This is a genomic window from Desulfonatronum sp. SC1 (assembly GCF_003046795.1).
GTDB lineage: Bacteria > Desulfobacterota > Desulfovibrionia > Desulfovibrionales > Desulfonatronaceae > Desulfonatronum.
In genome coordinates this window covers 1-470 of sequence record NZ_PZKN01000119.1, presented here as the reverse complement: position 1 = coordinate 470, position 470 = coordinate 1, and the positions used below count along the sequence as shown (strand labels likewise).

General features: G+C 33.6%; 1 protein-coding gene. It reads right to left on the bottom strand.

Annotated elements, in window-relative coordinates; translation table 11 throughout:
- The coding region (locus C6366_RS19845) for a hypothetical protein (protein WP_158269869.1) at positions 1–470 on the bottom strand (470 nt) is incomplete at both ends.

The window sequence follows — 470 nt, the reverse complement described above, 5'->3', positions numbered from 1 at the left end:
CAATTATTTAATCCGCCAACATCATCCAACTTTGAGCAAACCTTTTCTTGCTCTGCCCATTGATTGTTAGCTGACTTTACCTCTAAAACAAGTTGATTATAAAAATCTTTAAGTTTCACTTTTTTAAAGTACCCTATTGCACCACAAGCATGTCCTATTTTTGCAGTAACTAAATCAATCTCTCGGTTACCTAATCTTTCTTCGAGGACTCCAGCAAGTTCAATAATTACCGTATTAATAGTCAAACCTCTTAAATGTCTCAATAATTCAACACTATTTTCTCGCACAATATCTGGCTTATCAGAATCAAATGCATAGGAGATTAACAATTCATTTATTTCTTTCTGACGAATCTTTGGTGCACTTTTATAATTATTCAAAAACTCCTCTGTTGGTGTCATGTTTGTATCACACTCTACAAGGTCTTTTGCATCTGTAACTTTAAGAAGTTCAATTGGGTCTTTCGATAG